This is a genomic window from Streptomyces incarnatus, assembly GCF_001027185.1.
In the GTDB taxonomy this organism is placed as follows: domain Bacteria; phylum Actinomycetota; class Actinomycetes; order Streptomycetales; family Streptomycetaceae; genus Streptomyces; species Streptomyces puniciscabiei.
Genome location: NZ_CP011497.1, coordinates 4,958,700 through 4,978,648, shown reverse-complemented (window position 1 = coordinate 4,978,648; position 19,949 = coordinate 4,958,700). Strand labels below are relative to the sequence as shown.

The 19,949-nt window shown below is 72.3% G+C and carries 17 protein-coding genes; 5 read left to right on the top strand and 12 right to left on the bottom strand.

Translation table 11 applies throughout. The features are described 5' to 3' along the window. Window positions 1–91: 91 nt before the first annotated feature. The 10 genes from ABB07_RS22440 to rsmI form a co-directional block, all read right to left on the bottom strand. Window positions 92–775, bottom strand: coding sequence for a helix-turn-helix transcriptional regulator (locus ABB07_RS22440; protein ID WP_208900389.1), 684 nt, complete (start codon window positions 773–775; stop codon window positions 92–94). A 238-nt stretch (window positions 776–1,013) separates the two neighbouring features. Next, on the bottom strand, window positions 1,014–2,810 hold the full coding sequence (locus ABB07_RS22435) for an outer membrane protein assembly factor BamB family protein (protein ID WP_208900388.1): 1,797 nt from the start codon (window positions 2,808–2,810) through the stop codon (window positions 1,014–1,016). Between the two features lie 79 nt (window positions 2,811–2,889). Next, entirely contained in the window at window positions 2,890–4,680 is a 1,791-nt protein-coding gene (locus ABB07_RS22430; protein WP_208900387.1) for an outer membrane protein assembly factor BamB family protein, read from the bottom strand. Window positions 4,681–4,902: 222 nt separating this feature from the next. Next, window positions 4,903–6,708 carry an ABC-F family ATP-binding cassette domain-containing protein gene (locus ABB07_RS22425; RefSeq protein WP_208900386.1) on the bottom strand — a complete coding sequence of 602 codons (1,806 nt, stop codon included), beginning with the start codon at window positions 6,706–6,708 and terminating at the stop codon, window positions 4,903–4,905. An 85-nt stretch (window positions 6,709–6,793) separates the two neighbouring features. Next, entirely contained in the window at window positions 6,794–7,687 is an 894-nt protein-coding gene (locus tag ABB07_RS22420; RefSeq protein ID WP_208900385.1) for a 4-(cytidine 5'-diphospho)-2-C-methyl-D-erythritol kinase, read from the bottom strand. Beyond that, window positions 7,684–8,553, bottom strand: a complete 870-nt coding sequence (rsmA, locus tag ABB07_RS22415) for a 16S rRNA (adenine(1518)-N(6)/adenine(1519)-N(6))-dimethyltransferase RsmA (protein WP_208900384.1) — start codon at window positions 8,551–8,553, stop codon at window positions 7,684–7,686. The genes ABB07_RS22420 and rsmA overlap by 4 nt, the downstream gene beginning before the upstream one ends. Before the next feature lie 189 nt (window positions 8,554–8,742). Continuing rightward, window positions 8,743–10,206, bottom strand: coding sequence for a resuscitation-promoting factor (locus tag ABB07_RS22410; RefSeq protein ID WP_208900383.1), 1,464 nt, complete (start codon window positions 10,204–10,206; stop codon window positions 8,743–8,745). Window positions 10,207–10,341: 135 nt separating this feature from the next. Continuing rightward, entirely contained in the window at window positions 10,342–11,238 is an 897-nt protein-coding gene (locus tag ABB07_RS22405; RefSeq protein WP_208900382.1) for a TatD family hydrolase, read from the bottom strand. A 47-nt stretch (window positions 11,239–11,285) separates the two neighbouring features. Next, on the bottom strand, window positions 11,286–11,687 hold the full coding sequence (locus ABB07_RS22400; protein ID WP_208900381.1) for a hypothetical protein: 402 nt from the start codon (window positions 11,685–11,687) through the stop codon (window positions 11,286–11,288). Between the two features lie 249 nt (window positions 11,688–11,936). Continuing rightward, a complete protein-coding gene (rsmI, locus tag ABB07_RS22395; protein ID WP_208900380.1) occupies window positions 11,937–12,785 on the bottom strand; it encodes a 16S rRNA (cytidine(1402)-2'-O)-methyltransferase in 849 nt (282 codons plus the stop codon). Window positions 12,786–12,939: 154 nt separating this feature from the next. Between rsmI and ABB07_RS22390 the strand changes: the two genes are divergently transcribed. Both ABB07_RS22390 and ABB07_RS22385 read left to right on the top strand, forming a co-directional pair. Next, window positions 12,940–14,688 (top strand): dolichyl-phosphate-mannose--protein mannosyltransferase, encoded by a 1,749-nt coding sequence (locus ABB07_RS22390; protein WP_208900379.1) that lies wholly within the window; start codon window positions 12,940–12,942, stop codon window positions 14,686–14,688. 139 nt (window positions 14,689–14,827) lie between these two features. Next, window positions 14,828–16,498 (top strand): penicillin-binding transpeptidase domain-containing protein, encoded by a 1,671-nt coding sequence (locus tag ABB07_RS22385; RefSeq protein WP_208900378.1) that lies wholly within the window; start codon window positions 14,828–14,830, stop codon window positions 16,496–16,498. Here the strand turns inward: ABB07_RS22385 and ABB07_RS22380 are convergent, their stop codons facing one another. Continuing rightward, window positions 16,499–16,837: an SsgA family sporulation/cell division regulator gene (locus tag ABB07_RS22380; protein ID WP_208900377.1), complete on the bottom strand. Its 339-nt coding sequence runs from the start codon at window positions 16,835–16,837 to the stop codon at window positions 16,499–16,501. A 418-nt stretch (window positions 16,838–17,255) separates the two neighbouring features. On the opposite strand from ABB07_RS22380, the gene ABB07_RS22375 reads away from it, so the two are divergent. The 3 genes from ABB07_RS22375 to ABB07_RS22365 all read left to right on the top strand — a co-directional run bounded on the left by ABB07_RS22375 (window position 17,256) and on the right by ABB07_RS22365 (window position 19,598). Then, the gene (locus tag ABB07_RS22375; RefSeq protein WP_208903571.1) at window positions 17,256–17,720 is read left to right on the top strand and encodes a MarR family winged helix-turn-helix transcriptional regulator; all 465 of its coding nucleotides are present in this window, start codon (window positions 17,256–17,258) and stop codon (window positions 17,718–17,720) included. A 195-nt stretch (window positions 17,721–17,915) separates the two neighbouring features. Beyond that, a complete protein-coding gene (locus tag ABB07_RS22370) occupies window positions 17,916–18,362 on the top strand; it encodes an organic hydroperoxide resistance protein (RefSeq protein ID WP_208900376.1) in 447 nt (148 codons plus the stop codon). 75 nt (window positions 18,363–18,437) lie between these two features. Beyond that, a complete protein-coding gene (locus ABB07_RS22365) occupies window positions 18,438–19,598 on the top strand; it encodes a serine hydrolase domain-containing protein (protein ID WP_208900375.1) in 1,161 nt (386 codons plus the stop codon). Window positions 19,599–19,620: 22 nt separating this feature from the next. Here ABB07_RS22365 and ABB07_RS22360 read toward each other — a convergent pair whose 3' ends face one another. Continuing rightward, the gene (locus ABB07_RS22360; RefSeq protein ID WP_208900374.1) at window positions 19,621–19,896 is read right to left on the bottom strand and encodes a DUF1876 domain-containing protein; all 276 of its coding nucleotides are present in this window, start codon (window positions 19,894–19,896) and stop codon (window positions 19,621–19,623) included. Window positions 19,897–19,949: the final 53 nt, after the last annotated feature.

Genomic DNA, 19,949 nt, shown 5'->3' with positions numbered 1-19,949 from the left:
GGCCTGGGGGACCCCCAGGCGGCACGGGTGGGCGCAGCGGCACCTCCCAGCGAGCAGCGCCCCACACCGGGCCGGCTCCAGCGCAGGGCGCCTAGTCGGTACCGGAACCCAAAGGACCCGCCCGGTCCAGCAACCCCGTGCGCGCGGCCAGCGCCGCCGCCTCCAGCCGCGACCCGACGCCCAGCTTCATCAGCACGCGCTGGACATGGGTGCGGGCCGTGCTCGGGGCGATGCCCATCCCGGCCGCGATCAACCGGGTGTCCTCCCCGTCGGCCACCCTGACCAGCACCTCCACCTCCCTCGGCGTCAGCATCGACAACAGCCGCTGCGCCTCGTCATCGGGCTGCGCGGCCGGGTTGAGCAGCTCCCCGAACGCCCCCTGCAGCAACTGCGGCGCCACCGCGGCCTCGCCCGCCCGGGCCTTCATGATCGCCCGCTCGACGCCCTCGATCCGCTCGTCGTGCCGTACGTACCCCGACGCCCCGGCAGCGAAGGCCGCCGCGATGCCGCGCGGCGAGGGCACCGGGCCGAGCACCAGCACCGCCACCTGCGGCCGCTCCCGCTTGATCTTCACCACCGGCTCGAAGACACCCGGTTCGGCCGGTGCCGCCGTACCCAGCAGGCACACCTCCGGCGCCCGCGCGATCACCAGGTCCGCCGCGCCCGCGGCCGGCGCCGCCGCGGCGAGCACCCGGTGCCCGCGCAGCTTGAGCGCCGAGGCGAGCGCCTCCGCGAGCAGCCGGTGGTCGTCCACGACCATGAGCCGCACTCCCATAGAGCAACCCCCCAGTCCCCCCCATGGATGCCCCACTATGGACGCCCACCGGTCCACAAGGACAGAGGGCCCCCCGGCACCTCCGCCTTCCACATGCCCCCGGAAGCTACACGCTTGTTCGACGTCGCGCTGCCCCTCTTGACGAGAAGTGCCCCGGATCGATGAAATCCGGGGCACTTCTCGGTAAGTCACCCATTCGGGCGAAACCCGAAAGCGGCGTCGACGGGGCGGTCGGCGGTCAGCTCTTCGGGCCGAATGCCAGGACCAGGTACTTCTTACCGGCCGACTCGCCCTTCTTGGTCGCGAAGACGTCCGACATGTACAGGCGGCCGTGCCCGAACAGGATCTCGGCGTAGTCCGGCAGCATGCTGGTCTCCGCCTGCCGGACGCTCTGCGCGGCCGGGTTCTCCAGCAGCTTGGTCTGCTTGAACGACCCGCCGTCGATGCTGACGACCTGACCGCCCTTGTCGTACGGCGGCCGCTTGTAGGCGAGCAGGTTGGGGCCGTCCATGCGCAGCGGGGAGAGCGTGTAGCCGTCCCCGGCCTCGGCCCGCTGACCGGTCGGCTTGCCGGTGTTCAGGTCGAAGGAGACGATCTCGTTGGTGTTGCTGAAATCGCCGCTGCCGTCGTGCTCCGCGGTCGGCAGGTACAGCTTGCCGTCGCCGACGACGACCTCCTTGCAGTCCTCGATGCGACTGCTGCTGTCGCACTGGCCGCCGTAGGTATTGCTGGGTGCGGAGATGTGGGCGAGCAGCTTGCCCGTCTTGTCGTCGATGGAGAAGTAGTCCAGGGCGTGGCTCTCCTCGCCGACTTCGGCGGCCACCACCAGCGGGTCGGTGGAGACGACCGAGGCGTAGCCGATGCCCGGGTCCATCCGGTACTCGGAGAGCACCTTCCCGGTCTTCGGGTCGAGCGTCTGGATGAGCAGCCGCTCGTTGTCCGAGTCGCCGCAGTGGCGCACCGCGACGAGTTTGGTGCCGCCGCCGTAGCCGCCGTCGTAGCAGTCGTCGCCCGGCTTCGGCAGCCACAGCGGCTTGCCGGAGTCAAGGTCGAAGGCGGCACCACCCTCGCTGTCGCCGACCGCGACGGTGCGCTGGGCGACCGTCACGTTCTGGTAGTCGACCGGGTAGTCACCGGACTTGACCGTCTTGGTCCAGAGCTTCTTCCCCGAACCGAGGTCGACGGCCGCGATCTGGGTGCAGCCCGCGATGGTCTTCGACGTGTCCCACGCGGGCTGGTAGGTGATCGCGGTCCTGCCGTCCGTCGTGGCGTGTTTGCTGGCCGCGCAGACCAGCCCGGGCAGCTTGAGCGTCCACCGCTTGGTGCCGTCGGCCGGGTCGTAGCCGGTGATCTCGGCGACGCCGACCTTGGCGTACACCTTGTCGGTCAGCCAGGAACCGACGGTCCTGACGATGTCGTTCGCGGTCGGCATGGGCTCCTGGAACAGCAGCTGCCCCGAGGGGTCGGCCGGTGGCTTCTCCTGACCGCCGCCCGTGCTCCCGCCGCTGCCGTTCTTGCCGCCGGTGCCACCGCTGGAGGACGCGGTGTTGTGCTGCTTGTCGCCGCCTCCGGAACCGGCGTACCAGATGCCGCCGCCGACGATCAGTGCGATGGCGACGACCGCCGCGACGACGATGAACAGCACCGTGTTGTTCCGCCCGCCGCCGCTCTGCCCCGGCTGCGGCTGTATCGGGACGGTCGGCGGCTGGCCCGGATAGCCGTAACCCGGCTGCGTCGGCTGTGCGTACGGGTTCTGCGGCTGGCCGTAGGCCGGGGGCTGCTGGCCGTACGGGTTCTGCTGCGCGCCGGGGTAGCCGTAACCGGGCTGCGGGGCCGGCGCGGCCTGCGGGTAACCGTAACCGGGCTGCGGCGGCTGCGGGGCCGGCGCGGCCTGCGGGTAGCCGTAGCCGGGCTGCGGCTGCGGCTGCGGCTGCGGGGGCTGAGGAGGCTGCTGCGGGGGCTGGTTCGGGGCCGGGGGGCCGAAACCACCCTGCTGCGGGGGCTGGTTGGGCGGCGGAGGGGGCGGCTGGGTCATGAAACGGGTACCTCGTGAGGCCGGGAAGGCCGGACGGCGAAGGGATTCGGTAGGGACGGGGTGGAGCCGGGACGGCGGCTCAGTTGCCGAAGGCCATCATCAGCTTCTCCTTCGACTGGACGCTGCCGGACAGCCGTCCGGTGGAGATGAAGAACCGCCCGTCGGTCCAGTCCACGACGGGCTCGTAGAAGCTGCTCTCGATCTCGGCCGTGCCCTGCGGGTTCCGCAGCAGCGTGACGGGCCGGTGCGCGGAACCGGTCACCGGGACCGACACCACCTGGCCGCCCGCGTCGTACGACGGCTGCACATAGGCGACGAGCTTGCCGCCCTCGGCCTGCAGCGGGTACATCGGCTCGTCGGCCGGGGACTTGGCCCGCCATACGGCCTTGCCGGTGGTGAGGCTGATGGCGACGATCTCGTTGGCGCTGCTCGTGCTGTCCGTCGGCAGGTACAGCCTGTCGGCGTCGGCGGTGACGCCCTGACAGCCCTGCAGCTCCCGGTCCAGGAAGCCGCAGCGCGGGGCGAACTTCTCGTCGACCTTCACCTCGGAGCGGAACGTTCCGTCCTTGGTGAACGTGGAGATGTTCCAGGCCTTCTTGTCCGGATTGGTCAGGTACACCACGAGCGGGTCCAGGGAGTACACCTTGGTCACCTGCCAGCCCTTCTTCACCGGCCGGCTCCATTTGACCCTGCCGGTGGCCGGGTCGAGTTCCTGGATCTCGTCGTGTTCGCCCGGCGCGTAGGCGGCGCAGGAGGACGCCTGGATCAGCCGGCCGGCGCCGCCCGCGTAGGCGACCGGGTAGCAGGAACCGCCGTACTTCCCCTTCTCGTACAGCTTCCTGCCGCTGTCGATGTCGTACGCCGTGCCCGCCTCCCCGCTGCCCACCATCAGCGTCCTGCCGCTGACGGACAGGTTGATCTCGACCTGGATGTCGAACGCCCCGTGGCGGTCGAGCGTGCCCTTCCAGCCCTTCCGGCCGGTGTCCAGGTCGATCTGCTGCAGCTGGTTGCACTCGGCGTTGTCGCCCGCGCCGTTCATGTACGCCACGACGACCTTGTCGTCGGCCGACTTCTGCGGGGTGACCGCGCAGATCTTCTGCGGGAGGGTGATCGGGCTCCAGGCGGACCCGCCGTCGCCGACGCCGTAGGCGAAGACCTGCTTGTACGCCGCCTTCACCACGGCCTTCCCGGTGACCCACATGCCGGGCGCGTCGGCGCCGGAACCGGGGGCGGCCGGTGCCGACTTGTACCAGAGCACCTTCGCCTCACCGGCCTTGCGGCCCGCGTTGAGGTTCTCCGGGTCGTCACCGCCGCCGCTCGACGCGCTCGGCGAGGCGGACGCGGACTGCTCGGGGCCGCCGCTCTGCTGGGCGACCGGCTTCTTCCTGCCGCCGCCACCGCCACCGCCGCCGCTCGTGACCGCGTACACCGTGCCGCCGATGACCAGCAGCGCGGCCACCGCGGCACCGATGACCAGCGCCGGCTTCTTCCTGCCGGGCGAGGCGCCGGGGGCGCCCGGGTACGGCGGCTGCTGCGGCCCGCCGAAACCGGGCTGGGGCACCGCGCCGTAGGGGCCCGGCTGGGGCGCCGTCCCGTAGGGGCCCGGCTGGGGGACCGTCCCGTAGTGGCCCGGCTGCTGCGGATAGCCGTAGGGGCCTGGGGTGCCGGGCGCGGTGGGGGCGCCGTACGGGCCCGGCTGCTGGGGGTAGCCGTAGCCCGTCCCGGGCGGCTGCGGCGGGGCGGCGGGTGGCTGGGCCGGTGGCGGGGGCGTGGGAGGTGTGCCCGGGGCGCCGAAACCGCCACCCTGCGGTGGCGGGCCCGGCGGCGCTCCGAATCCGCCCTGCGGCGGCTGGTCGGGTGGCTGGGTCATCAGCGCTCTTCCCCCTCGCTCACTGATTTCGCCACGCCCTGAGGTACTTGACGGACCCTGGGTCGTTACTCAGACGGTTCTCAGACGGCCCTTTCTATCACCCGGCACCGACAGCACCCGGGGCCGGTTCCACCGCTGTTCCCAAGGGACGACCGGCCCGTGATGCCGCCGTTACGCGCCTTCACGCCCCCTTCACGCAGCGCGCGCAACAGCAGCGCGCGCCTACGCGTCCTCGGCCAATTCCAGCCAGCGCAGCTCCAGTTCCTCGCGCTCGCCGGTGAGCTCGCGCAACTGGGCGTCCAGGTCGGCCACCTTGGCGAAGTCGGTGGCGTTCTCGGCGATCTGGGCGTGCAGCCTGGACTCCTTCTCGGAGATCCGGTCCAACTGGCGCTCGATCTTCTGGAGTTCCTTCTTGGCGGCGCGCTGGTCGGCGGCGCTCTTCTCCTGCGTGGCCGGCTTGGGCGCCGCGGCGGCCTGTGCGGCGACCGCCTCCTCCATGCGCTGGCGCCGCTCCAGGTACTCGTCGATGCCCCGCGGCAGCATCCGCAGGGTGCCGTCGCCGAGGAGGGCGAAGACCCGGTCGGTGGTCCGCTCGACGAAGAAGCGGTCGTGGGAGATGACGATCATCGAGCCGGGCCAGCCGTCGAGGACGTCCTCCAGCTGGGTCAGGGTCTCGATGTCGAGGTCGTTGGTGGGCTCGTCCAGGAAGAGGACGTTGGGCTCGTCCATGAGCAGCCGCAGCAGCTGCAGACGGCGGCGTTCACCACCGGACAGGTCGCCGACCGGCGTCCACTGCTTCTCCTTGCTGAAGCCGAACGTCTCGCACAGCTGCCCGGCGGTCATCTCGCGCCCCTTGCCGAGGTCGACGCGCTCGCGGACCCGCTGCACGGCCTCCAGGACCCGCCAGGTGGGGTCGAGTTCGGCGACCTCCTGGGAGAGGTAGGCGAGCTTGACCGTCCTGCCGACGGCGATCCGGCCACCGGCGGGCTGCTTCTCGCCCTCGCTGCGGGCCGCGTCCGCCATCGCGCGCAGCAGCGAGGTCTTGCCGGCGCCGTTCACGCCGACGAGACCGATCCGGTCGCCGGGACCGAGCTGCCAGGTGACGTGCTTGAGCAGCACCTTCGGCCCGGCCTGCACGGTGACGTTCTCCAGGTCGAAGACCGTCTTGCCCAGCCGCGAGGAGGCGAACTTCATCAGCTCGGAGCTGTCCCGGGGCGGCGGCACATCCACGATCAGCTCGTTGGCGGCCTCGACCCGGAAGCGCGGCTTGGACGTCCGGGCGGGGGCCCCGCGCCGCAGCCAGGCCAGCTCCTTGCGGATCAGGTTCTGCCGCTTGGCCTCCTCGGTGGCCGCGATCCGCTCGCGCTCGGCACGCGCGAAGACGTAGTCGGAGTAGCCGCCCTCGTACTCGTACACGTCACCGCGCTGCACGTCCCACATCCGCGTGCACACCTGGTCCAGGAACCACCGGTCGTGGGTCACGCACACCAGCGCCGAGCGCCGGTTCTGCAGGTGCTGCGCGAGCCAGGCGATGCCCTCGACGTCGAGGTGGTTGGTGGGCTCGTCCAGGACGATCAGGTCCTGTTCCTCGATGAGCAGCTTGGCGAGCGCGATGCGGCGCCGCTCGCCACCGGACAGCGGCCCGATGACGGTGTCCAGCCCCTTGGGGAAGCCCGGCAGGTCGAGCCCGCCGAACAGCCCGGTCAGCACGTCCCTGACCTTGGCGTTGCCGGCCCACTCGTGGTCGGCCATGTCGCCGATGACCTCGTGGCGGACGGTGGCGGCGGGGTCGAGGGAGTCGTGCTGGGTGAGCACGCCGAGCCGCAGCCCGCCGGAGTGCGTCACGCGTCCGGTGTCGGCCTCCTCCAGCTTGGCGAGCATCCGGATGAGGGTGGTCTTGCCGTCGCCGTTGCGTCCGACGACCCCGACCCGGTCCCCCTCCGACACACCGAGCGAGACGCCGTCCAGCAGGGCACGGGTGCCGTACACCTTGCTGACGTTCTCGACATTGACCAGGTTGACGGCCATTTCACTCCTGTGCGCGGGGCTGTGCGGGGCTGCAGCGGCATGCGGCTCCACGGCGTGGGTCAGCCTTCTAGCCTAGGGCAACCCCTCAGAGCACCGTCGCCCCCGGGACCGGTCCCGCCGCCGTCCGCACCGATCTGCACGTGCCGGACGCGCGCAGGGCCTGCGCCACCTTCTCCGCCGACTCGGCGTCGCGCGCGAGGAACGCCGTCGTCGGACCGGAGCCGGAGACCAGCGTGGCGAGCGCACCCGCCCCGCGCCCGGCCTCCAGCGTGTCGGCCAGCTGGGGGAACAGGGACAGCGCGGCGGGCTGGAGGTCGTTGGAGACGGCCGCCGCCAGCGCCTCGGTGTCTCCCTTGGCCAGCGCCTGGAGCAGCTCCTGTGAGGCCACCGGTTCCGGGATCCGCCGCCCCTCGGCCAGCCGGTCGAACTCGCGGAAGACCGCGGGAGTGGACAGACCCCGCTCGGCCAGCGCGAACACCCAGTGGAAGGTGCCGCCGACCTCCAGGGCCGTCAGCCGCTCGCCGCGCCCGACCCCGAGGGCCGCTCCGCCCACCAGGCTGAACGGCACATCGCTGCCCAGCTCCGCGCAGATCGCGAGGAGCTCGGCGCGCGGGGCGCCCGTACGCCACAGCCTGTCGCACGCGAGCAGCGCGCCCGCGCCGTCCGCGCTGCCGCCCGCCATGCCGCCGGCGACCGGAATGTCCTTGGCGATGTGGATGTGCACGTTCGGCTCGATGCCCCGCCGCCCGGCGAGGACGAGGGCCGCGCGGGCGGCGAGGTTGGTGCGGTCCAGGGGGACCTGGCCGGCGTCCGGCCCCTCGCAGGTCACCCGGAGCTCATCGGCCTCGGTGACCGTGACCTCGTCGTACAGGCCGACCGCGAGGAAGACGTTGGCGAGGTCGTGGAACCCGTCGGGGCGGGCCGCACCCACCGCGAGCTGGACGTTGACCTTGGCCGGTACCCGTACCGTGACGCTCACGCGCCCGCCTCCCTGTTCTCCGCGATCCGCGCGAACTCCTCCACCGTCAGCGACTCCCCGCGCGCCTGGGGCGAGACCCCGGCCGCGACCAGCGCCGCCTCGGCGGCCGCCGCGGATCCGGCCCAGCCGGCCAGTGCCGCCCGCAGGGTCTTGCGGCGCTGCGCGAAGGCCGCGTCGACGACGGCGAAGACCTCGGCCTTGGCGGCGGTCGTCTTGATCGGCTCCGCCCGCCGCACCAGCGAGACCAGCCCGCTGTCGACGTTCGGCGCGGGCCAGAAGACGTTGCGGCCGATGGCCCCGGCCCGCTTCACCTCGGCGTACCAGTTGGCCTTCACCGACGGCACGCCGTACACCTTCGAGCCGGGCGCGGCGGCCAGCCGGTCGGCGACCTCGGACTGCACCATGACGAGCGTGCGCTCGATGCTCGGGAAGGTGTCGAGCATGTGCAGCAGCACGGGCACGGCGACGTTGTAGGGGAGGTTCGCCACCAGCGCCGTCGGCGGGGGGCCGGGCAGTTCGGTGACGTGCATCGCGTCGGAGTGGACCAGCGCGAACCGGTCGGCGCGCGCCGGCATGCGCGCCCCGACGGTCGCGGGCAGGGCCGCGGCGAGCACGTCGTCGATCTCGACGGCCGTGACCCGGTCGGCGGCCTCCAGCAGCGCGAGCGTGAGGGAGCCGAGCCCCGGGCCGACCTCCACGACCACGTCGTCGGGGCGGACCTCGGCGGTGCGGACGATACGGCGGACCGTGTTGGCGTCGATCACGAAGTTCTGGCCGCGCTGCTTGGTCGGCCGGACACCGAGCGCGGCCGCGAGCTCACGGATGTCGGCGGGGCCGAGGAGGGCGTCGGGGGTGGGGCTGCTCACGGGACAAGGGTACGGGGGCGAGGCGGGCCGCCTCGCCAGGTGCCCGGTGCGGGGGCGCCCCGTAAGGGGCGCGGGGCCGTATTGATATGCGGCTCCGCCGCGTGGGCGCGACCAGCCACGACGCACCCGCAGTCGGCAGACGGCCCCGCGCCCCCAGCGGCGAATCCCCGCACCCAAGCCCTCCCCACGTCACCCGTGCAACCGCGACCCGCAGTGCGGCCACGGCGTCGACCCGCGGCGCGTGTACAGCTTCTTCGCGCGGTAGGTCTGTTCCTCCGCCGGCGCGTCCTGGGGACGCCCACTGCCGCCGAGGGTGTGCCAGGTGCCGAGGTCGAACTGGTAGAGCCCGCCGAACGTCCCGGAGGGGTCGACCGCGTGCGGCCGGCCGCCGGACTCGCACGCGGCGAGGCCGTGCCAGTTCAGATGGTCGGCGCCGGCCACGGAGCGCGGCCGCGGCTTGGTGCCCACCTTCACGATCTGCTTGCGCGGTTTGCGCACCACCTCGGACGCCTCCCGGCGCGGCTTCTCCCGGACCCCGTTGACGATCCGCAGCAGATAGGTGTCGCGCCGCAGTCCGGGCTGCCCGGGCTGTACGACGACCTCGGCACCGGCGAAGAGGGTGGGGTCCTCGGTGCGCTCGGTCCGGAACGGGATCTGCTCCTCGCGGACCTCGCGGGTGCCGCTGACCCGGAGCACGGTCACCGTCTGCCCGTCCCGGGGGAAGCTGTCGAGCGGGACGGAGGTGGTGTCCTGGCCGTGCAGCCCGATCCCGGCCTCCTCGACGGCCTCGCGGACGGTGGCCGCGTTGGTGCGGATGGTCCGGGTCCGGCCGTCGGCCATGATCGTGACGGCGCGCTCGGTGCGCACGTCGAGCGTGAGCCCGGCGGGGCCGATGGGCTGGGAGCGCGAGGTGGACAGGTACGCGCCCTCCGCGCGCACCCCCAGCTCGCCCAGTGCGCCTTCCACCGTGTGCGCCGTCGTCCACACCTCGTGCTGCTGCCCGTCCAGGGTGAGCCGGACCGGGCGCCCGTAGCGCACGGCGACCGTGTCTCCGCTGGTGAGCTCCGCGCCCGGGGCGGGTACGACCGCGTCGTGGGCCCCGACGTGCACGCCTTCCTCGGCGAGCAGCTCGTGCACGTCGTCGGCGAAGGTGTGCAGGGTGCGCGGCTTGCCGTCGACGGTCAGCTCGATCGCCTTGTCCTTGGCGACGAACGCGGTGGTGCCGCCGGCGAGGAAGGCCACGACCAGCGCCTGGGGCAGCAGGCGGCGCACGGCGGATTCCGGGCGCTCGGCGCAGCGCACCCTGCGGCGGCGCGCGGCCCGCCCGCCCGCAGCGGAGGCCGTCTCGTCCGCGCACGTCCCTTCTCCGTCCGGCGCGCCGACGTCACCCGGCGCGCTCCCGGCGTCCTGCGTCCTCCCGCCGTCCCGCGCCGTCCTGTCGTGTTCCGGGCCGCCGGGCTGCGGCGTCCCGCTCCCGCCCTGCCGGGGCAGCACCGGTTCGGTGACGAAGTACGCCTGAGCCTCGTAGGCGGGCCGGTAGGTGTCCGGGTACAGACCGTAGCCCAGGGTCTCCGCCGTGTGCACGGAGGTGTGCGGGCCGTAGGGCTGATACGGCTCGTAGGTCTCGGACGTCTCGTACTGCGACTTGCTCACGCCGACACGCTCCAGAGGTGCCAGAGGGGTCCGGATCGGGCCCCCAGAACCTAGCGGAGCGGCCGTCACTCTCCAAAGCGACGCGACTACGCACTGTTGCCCGTCGAGCGTGCGCCCAGCGCTCGAACAGCAGACTCAGTAGCCGAAGGCGCGGGCGGTGTTGGCGGCCAGGGCCGTGGCCAGCGCGTCCTCGTCGATGCCGCGCACGGCGGCCATCGCGCGCACCGTGACGGGGATCAGGTACGGCGCGTTGGGGCGCCCCCGGTACGGCGCCGGGGTCAGGAACGGCGCGTCGGTCTCCACGAGGACCAGCTCCAGCGGGGCGACGGCGAGCGCGTCCCGCAGGTTCTGGGCGTTCTTGAAGGTGACGTTGCCGGCGAAGGACATGAAGTAGCCCTCGCGGGCGCAGATCTCCGCCATCTCGGCGTCGCCGGAGTAGCAGTGGAAGACGGTCCGCTCGGGGGCGCCCTCCTCCTTCAGCACGCGCAGGACGTCGGCGTGCGCGTCGCGGTCGTGGATGACGAGCGCCTTGCCGTGCCGTTTGGCGATCTCGATGTGGGCGCGGAAGGACCGCTCCTGGGCCGCCTTGCCCCCCGGGCCGGTGCGGAAGTGGTCGAGCCCCGTCTCGCCGACGCCCTTCACCTGGGGCAGCCCGGCGAGCCGGTCGATCTCGGCGAGGGCCTCGTCCAGCGCCGCGTCCCCGCCCGGCTCCCGGGCGCCCTGCCTCGACCAGCCGTCGGGGTCGCCGTGGACGATGCGCGGGGCCTCGTTGGGGTGGAGGGCGACGGTGGCGTGGACGCTGTCGTGGGCGGCGGCGGTCTCGGCGGCCCAGCGCGAGCCCTTGAGGTCGCAGCCGACCTGGACGACGGTCGTCACCCCCACCGACGCGGCCTTCGCGAGGCCCTCCTCGACCGTGCCGGACTGCATGTCGAGGTGGGTGTGCGAGTCGGCGACCGGAATCCGCAGCGGCGGCGGAAGCGGCGGTGCGGCGTTCTTGTCGCCCTTGGCGGTCTGGCCGGTGTTCGAAGGCATGCCCCGATCCTACGAAAGGGGCATGCCCGCACCGGCCGGCGTTCCGCTCAGCCGGCCTTGCGCTGGAACGCGTGCAGGAGATCGGACAGGTGCCAGTGGTGCGGTTCGCCGGGCTCCGTGGGCACCTGGGGCGCCTCCACCGGGCCCGCCTGCGGCACAGCGTGGTGCCGCTCGGCGGCGCCCCGCACCGACGAGACCTGCCCGGCGCGCATGATCCGCACGACGTGACCGTCGCAGTTGAGGCAGCTGGGCCGGCTCAGCGGCGACGGCACGACCCGGCCGTCGGCCACGTACAGCACGAACTCGTGCCCGTCGGCGTCCGTGTGGTGCTCTATCTCGTACGACTGCTCCCAGCCGTGCCCGCAGCGCATGCAGGCGAACGAATACGACTCGTGAACGACGGCGGTAGGCGTGCCACGGAGGCCGGTCTGCCCTGCGATCTCGCTCATGCCAGCTCCTCTGTTCCGCTGGACGAGCGCCCCGCAACGGGGCGCTCTTCAACCAGTGGACGCCTTGACCGGCGTGAGCGCAGCAGGGCTGTCGAGTGTTGGAGGCGATTTGAGTCTTCCTTGCAGAAAAGGCCCCGATCGGCGGCGTTTCCCTTTGCCATCGGCGACAGCCCTTTGCCGTCCCATGGCCCGCTCGCTCAACCGAGAACATCCCTGCTCAGAGGGGGTGTGAAGGCGGGAGGAGACCCGTCAGTCACCCGAACGCTTCGCGGCAACAACGGCATCGAAGACCACTCTCTTCGGCAGCCCCGCCTCCACGGCCACCGCGGCGATGGCCTCCTTGCGCCGCTCCCCCGCCTCCTCACGCGCGCGCACCCGCCGTACGAGCTCCGCCGCGTCGAGTTCCTCCGGCGCGGCCTCGGGCGCCCCCTCGACCACCACGGTGATCTCCCCCCGGACGCCTTCCGCGGCCCACTCGGCGAGCTCGGCCAGCGGACCGCGCCGTACCTCCTCGTACGTCTTGGTCAGCTCCCGGCACACGGCGGCCCGCCGGTCCGCGCCGAAGACCTCGGCCATGGCGGCGAGGGTGTCGTCGAGCCGGTGCGGGGCCTCGAAGTAGACCAGGGTGCGCCGCTCGGCCGCGACCTCCTTCAGCCGGGACAGGCGCTCGCCGGCCTTGCGGGGCAGGAAGCCCTCGAAGCAGAAGCGGTCCACGGGCAGCCCGGACAGCGCGAGCGCGGTGAGCACGGCGGACGGCCCCGGTACGGCGGTGACGCGGATGTCCTTCTCGACCGCGGCCGCGACCAGCCGGTAGCCCGGGTCGGAGACGGACGGCATCCCGGCGTCGGTCACGAGCAGCACGCGCGCACCGCCGAGCAGTTCCTCGACCAGCTCCGGCGTACGCGCGGACTCGTTGCCCTCGAAGTACGACACGACGCGGCCCTTGGGGGTGACGCCGAGGGCCTGGGTGAGCCGGCGCAGCCGCCGGGTGTCCTCGGCGGCGACCACGTCGGCGCCGGCGAGCTCCTCGGCCAGCCGGGGCGGCGCGTCCGCGATGTCGCCGATGGGGGTGCCTGCGAGGACAAGGGTTCCAGTCACGCTCCCCATCCTCGCAGGAACCACTGACAGCCCGTCCGACGTGCCGGTGAGCACCGCGGACGGCCGGACCTCCGGCCCCGGCAGGACGACCGTGTCCCGACCGGTACCCCACATGCGCGGGACTCGCACAGAACGGTTCCCTACCATGGCGCGGGTGACCAGTACCGCGTCCTCCATGGACCTCCGGCAGGGCCAGGCGCCGCACGACCGGCGGCCGTCGTGGCAGCAGCGGCTGCGCCGATTCGGGTACGTACCGGCGAAGGACGCGCCCTCGGGCGACGTACGCGACCGGCTGGTGCCCCCGTACGCCGAGCCGGGCCCCCGGCTGTGGCAGGTGCTCGGCGTGCCGCCGGTCCTCGCCGAGCGGATCACCCGCTGGTCGGGCTGGGGCGGGCCGCTGCTGGTGACGCTGATGGCGGGCCTGATGCGGTTCTGGAACCTGGGCAGTCCGCGCGCGGTGATATTCGACGAGACGTACTACGCCAAGGACGCCTGGGCGCTGGTCCACCGCGGGTTCGAGGTCAACTGGGACAAGAACGCCAACGACCTGGTGCTGCAGACGCACGGGCATCTCCCGATCCCGACGGACGCGGCGTACGTCGTGCACCCGCCGGTCGGCAAGTACGTCATCGGGCTCGGCGAGCTGCTCTTCGGGTTCGACCCGTTCGGCTGGCGGTTCATGACGGCGCTGCTGGGGACGCTCTCCGTCCTCCTGCTGTGCCGGATCGGCCGCCGTATCTTCCGCTCGACGTTCCTCGGCTGCCTGGCGGGCGCGCTGATGGCGGTGGACGGCCTGCACTTCGTGATGAGCCGGACCTCGCTGCTCGACGGCGTGCTGATGTTCTTCGTGGTGGCCGCGTTCGGCTGTCTGGTGATCGACCGGGACCGGTCACGTGAGCGGCTGGCCGCGGCCCTGCCCGTGGACGCCGACGGCCGGGTCCGGCCGGACGAGCACGTCGCCGACGCGTTCCGCTTCGGCCTGCGCCCCTGGCGCTGGGCGGCCGGGCTGATGCTGGGCCTGGCCATCGGCACCAAGTGGAACGGCCTGTACATCCTGGTCGCGTTCTGCGTGCTGGCGGTGCTGTGGGACGTCGGCGCCCGGAAGACGGCCGGCGCCCGGCACCCGTACGCGGCGGCCCTGAAGTACGACACGGGCATCGCCTTCCTGGCGACGGTCCCGGTGGCGATCGCCGTCTACCTGCTCTCCTGGCTCGGCTGGATCCTCTCGCCCACGGACGGCACCGGCGGCTACTTCCGCAACTGGGCGGCCACCGACGGCAGGGGCGGCAGCTGGACCTTCCTGCCGGACTGGCTGCGCAGCCTGTGGCACTACGAGCACGAGGTGTACAAGTTCCACGTCGGCCTGACCTCCCCGCACACCTACCAGTCCAACCCGTGGAGCTGGATCGTGCTGGGCCGCCCGGTGTCGTACTTCTACGAGTCCCCGAACCCCGGCGCCGACGGCTGCCCGGCGGACGCGGGCGAGAAGTGCGCCCGTGAGGTGCTGGCCATCGGCACGCCGCTGCTGTGGTGGGCGGCCTGCTTCGCGATCCTGTACGTGCTGTGGCGGTGGGCGTTCCGCCGCGACTGGCGCGCCGGTGCCATCGCGTGCGGCATCGCGGCGGGCTACCTCCCCTGGTTCCTGTACCAGGAGCGGACGATCTTCCTCTTCTACGCGGTCGTCTTCCTGCCGTTCCTGTGCCTGGCGGTGGCCATGCTGATCGGCGCGATCATCGGCCCACCGGGCTCCTCCGACACCCGCCGCGTGATCGGCGCCTCGGCGGCGGGCGTCCTGGTCCTGCTGATCGCCTGGAACTTCATCTATTTCTGGCCCCTGTACACCGGCACGGCCATCCCGATCGACTCGTGGCGGTCGCGGATGTGGCTGGACACCTGGGTCTGAGGCCGGGCTGATTGTCGCAAGCGTGCTACGGATGTGCCGCCGGGATCACCCGCTGAGGCGGGGACCTTAAGGTGAGTGCCGTCGTTGGGGAGTGTGCGGGCTACGGGGATCCTGGGGAAGGCACGGAGGAACTGAGGCTGTGGGCAACAGAAGGCGCGTCGCCGAGCGACGGAGAACAACCGCGCCCGCCGTGGTCGGCGGGGTGATCGCCCTGGTCGTCGGCGGCGCCGGGTTCGCCGTCTACACGCTGACCGGCGGCGGTGCCGCCGCCGACGAGCGGACGTCCGCCACGGCCGACCACAAGGCCGTGAAGACCGGCCCGCTCAGCGCCGCCGAGATCCACACGGCCGCCACCCGCTTCCTCACCGCGTGGCAGCAGGGCAGGGCCGCCGAGGCGGCCGCCGCCACCGACGACGCCTCCGCCGCCGCCCAGTTGCTGACCGGATACACCAAGGACGCCCGCCTGAAGGACGTCACGCTCACCGCCGGCCCGCCCACGGGCGCCAAGGTGCCGTTCTCCGTCAAGGCGACGGTCGCCTACCAGAACCTCAGCAAGCCGCTGACGTACGCCAGTTCGCTGACCGTGGTGCGGCGGGCGAGCGACGGCAAGCCGCTGGTCGACTGGCACGCCTCGGTCGTCCACCCGGACCTGAAGGACGGCGACACCCTCGTCACCGGCGAGTCCGGCACCCCGCCGATCAAGGCGCTGGACCGCCACGGCGGCGAGCTGACGACCGCCAAGTACCCGTCGCTCGGCCCGGTGCTGGACGGGCTGCGGGAGAAGTACGGCAAGACGGCGGGCGGCAAGGCGGGCGTGGAGCTGCGCGTGGCGCGCGGCAAGGCCTCGCTGAAGGCCGGGCTGTCCGACAAGACGCTGGTGGAGCTGAGCAAGGGCACCCCCGGCACGGTGCGGACGACCCTGAGCCCCACCTTCCAGGCGGCGGCCGAGCAGCAGGTCGGCAAGCGGGCGAAGGCCTCCGTGGTCGTCGTACGGCCCTCGACCGGCGAGATCCTCGCGGTGGCCAACAGCGAGCACGGCTTCAACGTCGGCTTCCAGGGCTCCCTCGCGCCCGGCTCCACGATGAAGATCGTGACGTCGACCATGCTGTTCGAGAAGAAGCTCATCACCCCGGACGCCTCGCACCCCTGCCCCAAGACGTACAAGCTGGCCGGGTGGACGTTCCACAACGACGGCGACTCCGAGATCAAGAAGGGCACGTTCAAGCAGAGCTTCGGCGCCTCCTGCAACAACGCCTTCATCGACTTCGCGCCGAAGCTGTCCGACAGCGACCTGACGAAGGAGGCCCAGGAGGTCTACGGCCTCGCCATGGACAACTGGGCCATCGGCGTCCCGTCCTTCGACGGCTCCGTCCCGGTGCAGAGCGGCGCGCAGATGGGCGCCTCGCTGATCGGGCAGGGCGGGGTGCGCATGAACCCGCTGAACATGGCGTCGGTGGCGGCCACGGTGGAGTCGGGCGTCTTCCACCAGCCGTACCTGGTGTCCCCCGACGTGGACCACCGGACGCTGGCGAAGGCCGCGCGCACCATGTCCGCGACGACGCGGTCCCAGCTGAAGGACGTCATGCGGTTCACGGCGGACTACGGCACGGCGGCCAAGGCGATGGCGGGGATGAGCGGCGACTACGGTGCCAAGACGGGCTCCGCGGAGGTCGACGGGCAGAAGAAGCCGAACGGCTGGTTCACCGCCTTCAAGGGCGATCTCGCCGCCGCGGGCGTGGTCCAGGCGGGCGGTCACGGCGGCGACACGGCCGGGCCGATCGTGGCGGCGCTGCTGAAGATGGGCGGCTGATCAGGCTCCTACCGGCTCCGCCGTGTAGGTCCGGCGCAGAAATCTCAGCAGCGTCTTCGACTCGAACTGGACCACCTCGACACCGTTGTCGGAGTGGAACTCGACAACGGCCTGGACGCGCCCGCACGGCCACACCCGGACCGCGCCGCTCTCGGCCGGAGCCCGCAGGCCCCGTTCGAGCAGCGTGCGCGAGAACGTCCACTCGTGCGGTCCGGGCAGGCCCACCCGGACCGACCGTGGATCGGAGTCGGGGTCGTAGCTCAGCACTACGGGTACGGCCCCCGGATCCTCCTCGTCCGTGACGATATGGGCGCGTGCGTACTGTTCGACTACAGACATCGGACCGCCCTTTCACGCCGGGTGACCTAGGAGAAAGCTGTGCGTCCGCCTCATCCCTAATGTCCCATATTTTCCGATTCACGCATTCTCGCGGACGTCGGTGAGCGGGGAGACCGGGCACCGCGCAGCGATCTTCGCCGTACAGATGCTCCACTTCCCCGTCACGGCCGGAACCAACATGGCGATCACCACGACGGTCGTGTCGTACGCCGTGTACGGCGCGCGCGGCCTGCGGCAGCGGCTCACGTTGCGGGTGAACGGCGCACTGGTGGACACTCCGGCGCCCACGGGAGCGCCCACGGCGCCCGTGGCGGCGCACACCTCCCGGCCCGCGCTGTGCGTGACGGGTCTGGTCAGTCGCTGGGCGTGTGGTGGGTGGGCCCGGCGCGTGGTGCGGCGCGTCCGTGACAATGGGCGCGTGACGAACGAGGACCGAGCCGCCGAAGGGTCGCTGCTGCTGGACGACCAGCTGTGCTTCGCGCTGTACGCGGCACAGCGGGCCGTGACGGCCGCATACCGTCCACTTCTGGACGACCTCGGGCTCACCTACCCGCAGTACCTGGTGCTGCTGGTGCTGTGGGAGCGGGGCGAGACCAGCGTGAAGGAACTGGCAGGCGCCCTGCGTCTGGACTACGGCACCGTCTCGCCGTTGCTGAAGCGGCTGGAGGGGGCGGGTCTGGTGCGCAGGGAGCGCGCGGCCGGCGACGAGCGCTCGGTACTCGTCGCGTGCACGGGGCGCGGAGAGGAACTCAGGGAGCGCGCGGCGCGCGTACCAGGCGCGCTGCTCACCACGACGGGTCTCGGCACGCAGGAGGTCGCGGCGTTGCGCGAGGCGCTGTGGCATCTCACCGAGCGCGCCGACACGGCGGCCGACCGGCACTGATCCGGTTCGGCTCCCGCAGGATCGCGCCCTGATCCTCGCGCCGATCTCGCGCCGATCTCGCGCTGAAGTCGCACTGATCTCGCGCTGATCCCGGGTTACCCACGGTTGTCACCCCCTGGTGCCGTCTGCTGACGTACCGGCCAGTACCTTGTGCACGATGTACTTGTGCGCCACTTTTTCCGGGGGAGGCCGGCCATGACCGAGGACACCGCTGTCGACACCCGTCCGACGAAGATCATGTACGTCGCCGAGGCCACCGCCCACGGCGGCCGCGACGGCTTTGTCACCAGCCAGGACGGCCAGATCCAGCTGCGGGTCGCGATGCCTCCGGAGCTGGGCGGTGACGGCAACGGCACCAACCCGGAACAGCTCTTCGCGGCCGGCTACAGCTCCTGCTTCCACAACGCGCTGATCCTCGTCGGCAACCGCGCGGGCTACGACCTGACCGGTTCCACGGTGGCCGCCAAGGTCGGCATCGGCCCGAACCGGCACCGCGGCTACGGCCTCGCGGTCGCCCTCAGCGTCTCCCTGCCGGTGCTGGACCCGGAGGTGGCGGCCCGGCTGGTGGACGCGGCGCACGAGGTCTGCCCGTACTCCAACGCCACGCGCGGCAACATCGATGTAACGATTCTCCTCGGGTAGCGCCACCAAGGAATCCCAGGCGGACAGTGGCGGTTGGACCCACTGTCGAAGGCGAGCCGAAGGGAACGAGCGGGCGTGGACGTGAACGGCACAGTGGCCGAGGGCTTCGAGCCGGTCAGGGAGGCGTTCGCAACGAACTTCGCGCTGCTCGGCGAGCGCGGCGCGGCCGTGGCCGTGTACCGCGACGGGCACAGGGTCGTCGACCTGTGGGCCGGCACCAGGGACGTGGACGGTACGGCCCCGTGGGAGCCCGGCACCGCGCAGATCGTGCGTTCCGCCACCAAGGGCGTCGCCGCCGCCGCGCTCCTGCTGCTGCACCAGCGCGGCGAGCTGGACCTGGACGCCCCGGTCGGCGCGTACTGGCCCGAGTACAAGGCGGCCGGCAAGGAGCACACCCTGGTCCGGCACGTGCTGGCGCACCGCGCGGGCGTGCCCGTGCTGGACCGCCCGCTGACCCCCGCCGAGGCCGCCGACCCCGACCTGGGCGCCGCGGCCGTCGCCGCGCAGGCACCGGTGTGGGAGCCCGGCACGGACCACGGCTACCACGCCCAGACCTACAGCTGGCTCACCGGCGAACTGATCCGGCGGATCACCGGCCGCCCGGCCGGCGCGTGGATCGCGCAGGAGATCGCGCGTCCCGTCGGCGCGGACCTGTGGCTCGGCCTGCCGGAGTCGGAGCACGCGCGCGTGGGCCGCGTCGGCCCGCTCGAGGCGCCCGAGGCCGTGGGCGGCCTGAAGGCCCGCCCCAAGCGCGCGGTGGCCGAGGCCTACGCCGACCCGGACTCGCTGACCCGGCGCGCCTTCGCCGCGATCACCCCGCTGCCCGACGAGAACGCCCCCGCCTACCGCGCGGCCGCCCTGCCCGCCTCCAACGGCATCGCCACCGCCGACGGACTGGCCCGCTTCTACGCCTCGCTCATCGGCGCGGTGGACGGCGGCAGCCGGCTGTTCAGCCCTGAGACGAGGGAGCTGGCCCGCGCCGAGCAGTCCGCCGGACCGGACCGGGTCCTGGTGGTGGGCACCCGGTTCGGCCTCGGCTACATGCTGCACGGCGCGGCGTCCCCGCTGCTCTCCCCCGCTTCCTTCGGCCACCCGGGCCGGGGCGGCGCCCTCGCCTTCGCCGACCCGGAGACCGGTATCGCCTTCGGCTATGTCACCAACGGCTTCAGGAAGAGCGTGACGGCGGACCCGAGGGCGCAGGCGCTGGTACGGGCGGTACGCACGGCGCTCGCGTAGGCGCTCCCGTCGCCGCGCGCCGTCACACGTTGATCGTGTGCGAGGTCCGTCCGGACGCCGCGTCGATCTCGTCGTGTGCCTTGCTCAGCAGTTCCATGGCCAGTTCGTTGAGGGCACGTGCGCCGGCTATCTCCTCGCCGACCCTGGGCTGGTTGGCGTCGACGCGGTGCCTGGTCGCGTGGCCGTGCGCCCGTACCTCGGTTCCGTCGGGCAAGCGCACCAGGGCCGCCGCCTTCGTGTGCTGATCATCCTCCTTGAACTCGAGCTCCACGTGCCATCCCACAGCGGTGTGCATCATGATGATCACCTCCGAAAACCCTTGCTTCCAGGGTGCGCCCCGGCACCCCGGCC

What these genes read in the sequence shown, in the direction of transcription:
- ABB07_RS22440 (WP_208900389.1), bottom strand. Translation starts at nt 775, where the DNA reads ATGGGAGTGCGGCTCATGGTCGTGGACGACCACCGGCTGCTCGCGGAG.
- ABB07_RS22435 (WP_208900388.1), bottom strand. Translation starts at nt 2,810, where the DNA reads ATGACCCAGCCGCCCCCTCCGCCGCCCAACCAGCCCCCGCAGCAGGGT.
- ABB07_RS22430 (WP_208900387.1), bottom strand. Translation starts at nt 4,680, where the DNA reads ATGACCCAGCCACCCGACCAGCCGCCGCAGGGCGGATTCGGAGCGCCG.
- ABB07_RS22425 (WP_208900386.1), bottom strand. Translation starts at nt 6,708, where the DNA reads ATGGCCGTCAACCTGGTCAATGTCGAGAACGTCAGCAAGGTGTACGGC.
- ABB07_RS22405 (WP_208900382.1), bottom strand. Translation starts at nt 11,238, where the DNA reads ATGCCTTCGAACACCGGCCAGACCGCCAAGGGCGACAAGAACGCCGCA.
- ABB07_RS22400 (WP_208900381.1), bottom strand. Translation starts at nt 11,687, where the DNA reads ATGAGCGAGATCGCAGGGCAGACCGGCCTCCGTGGCACGCCTACCGCC.
- ABB07_RS22380 (WP_208900377.1), bottom strand. Translation starts at nt 16,837, where the DNA reads ATGTCTGTAGTCGAACAGTACGCACGCGCCCATATCGTCACGGACGAG.
- ABB07_RS22370 (WP_208900376.1), top strand. Translation starts at nt 17,916, where the DNA reads ATGACCGAGGACACCGCTGTCGACACCCGTCCGACGAAGATCATGTAC.
- ABB07_RS22360 (WP_208900374.1), bottom strand. Translation starts at nt 19,896, where the DNA reads ATGATGCACACCGCTGTGGGATGGCACGTGGAGCTCGAGTTCAAGGAG.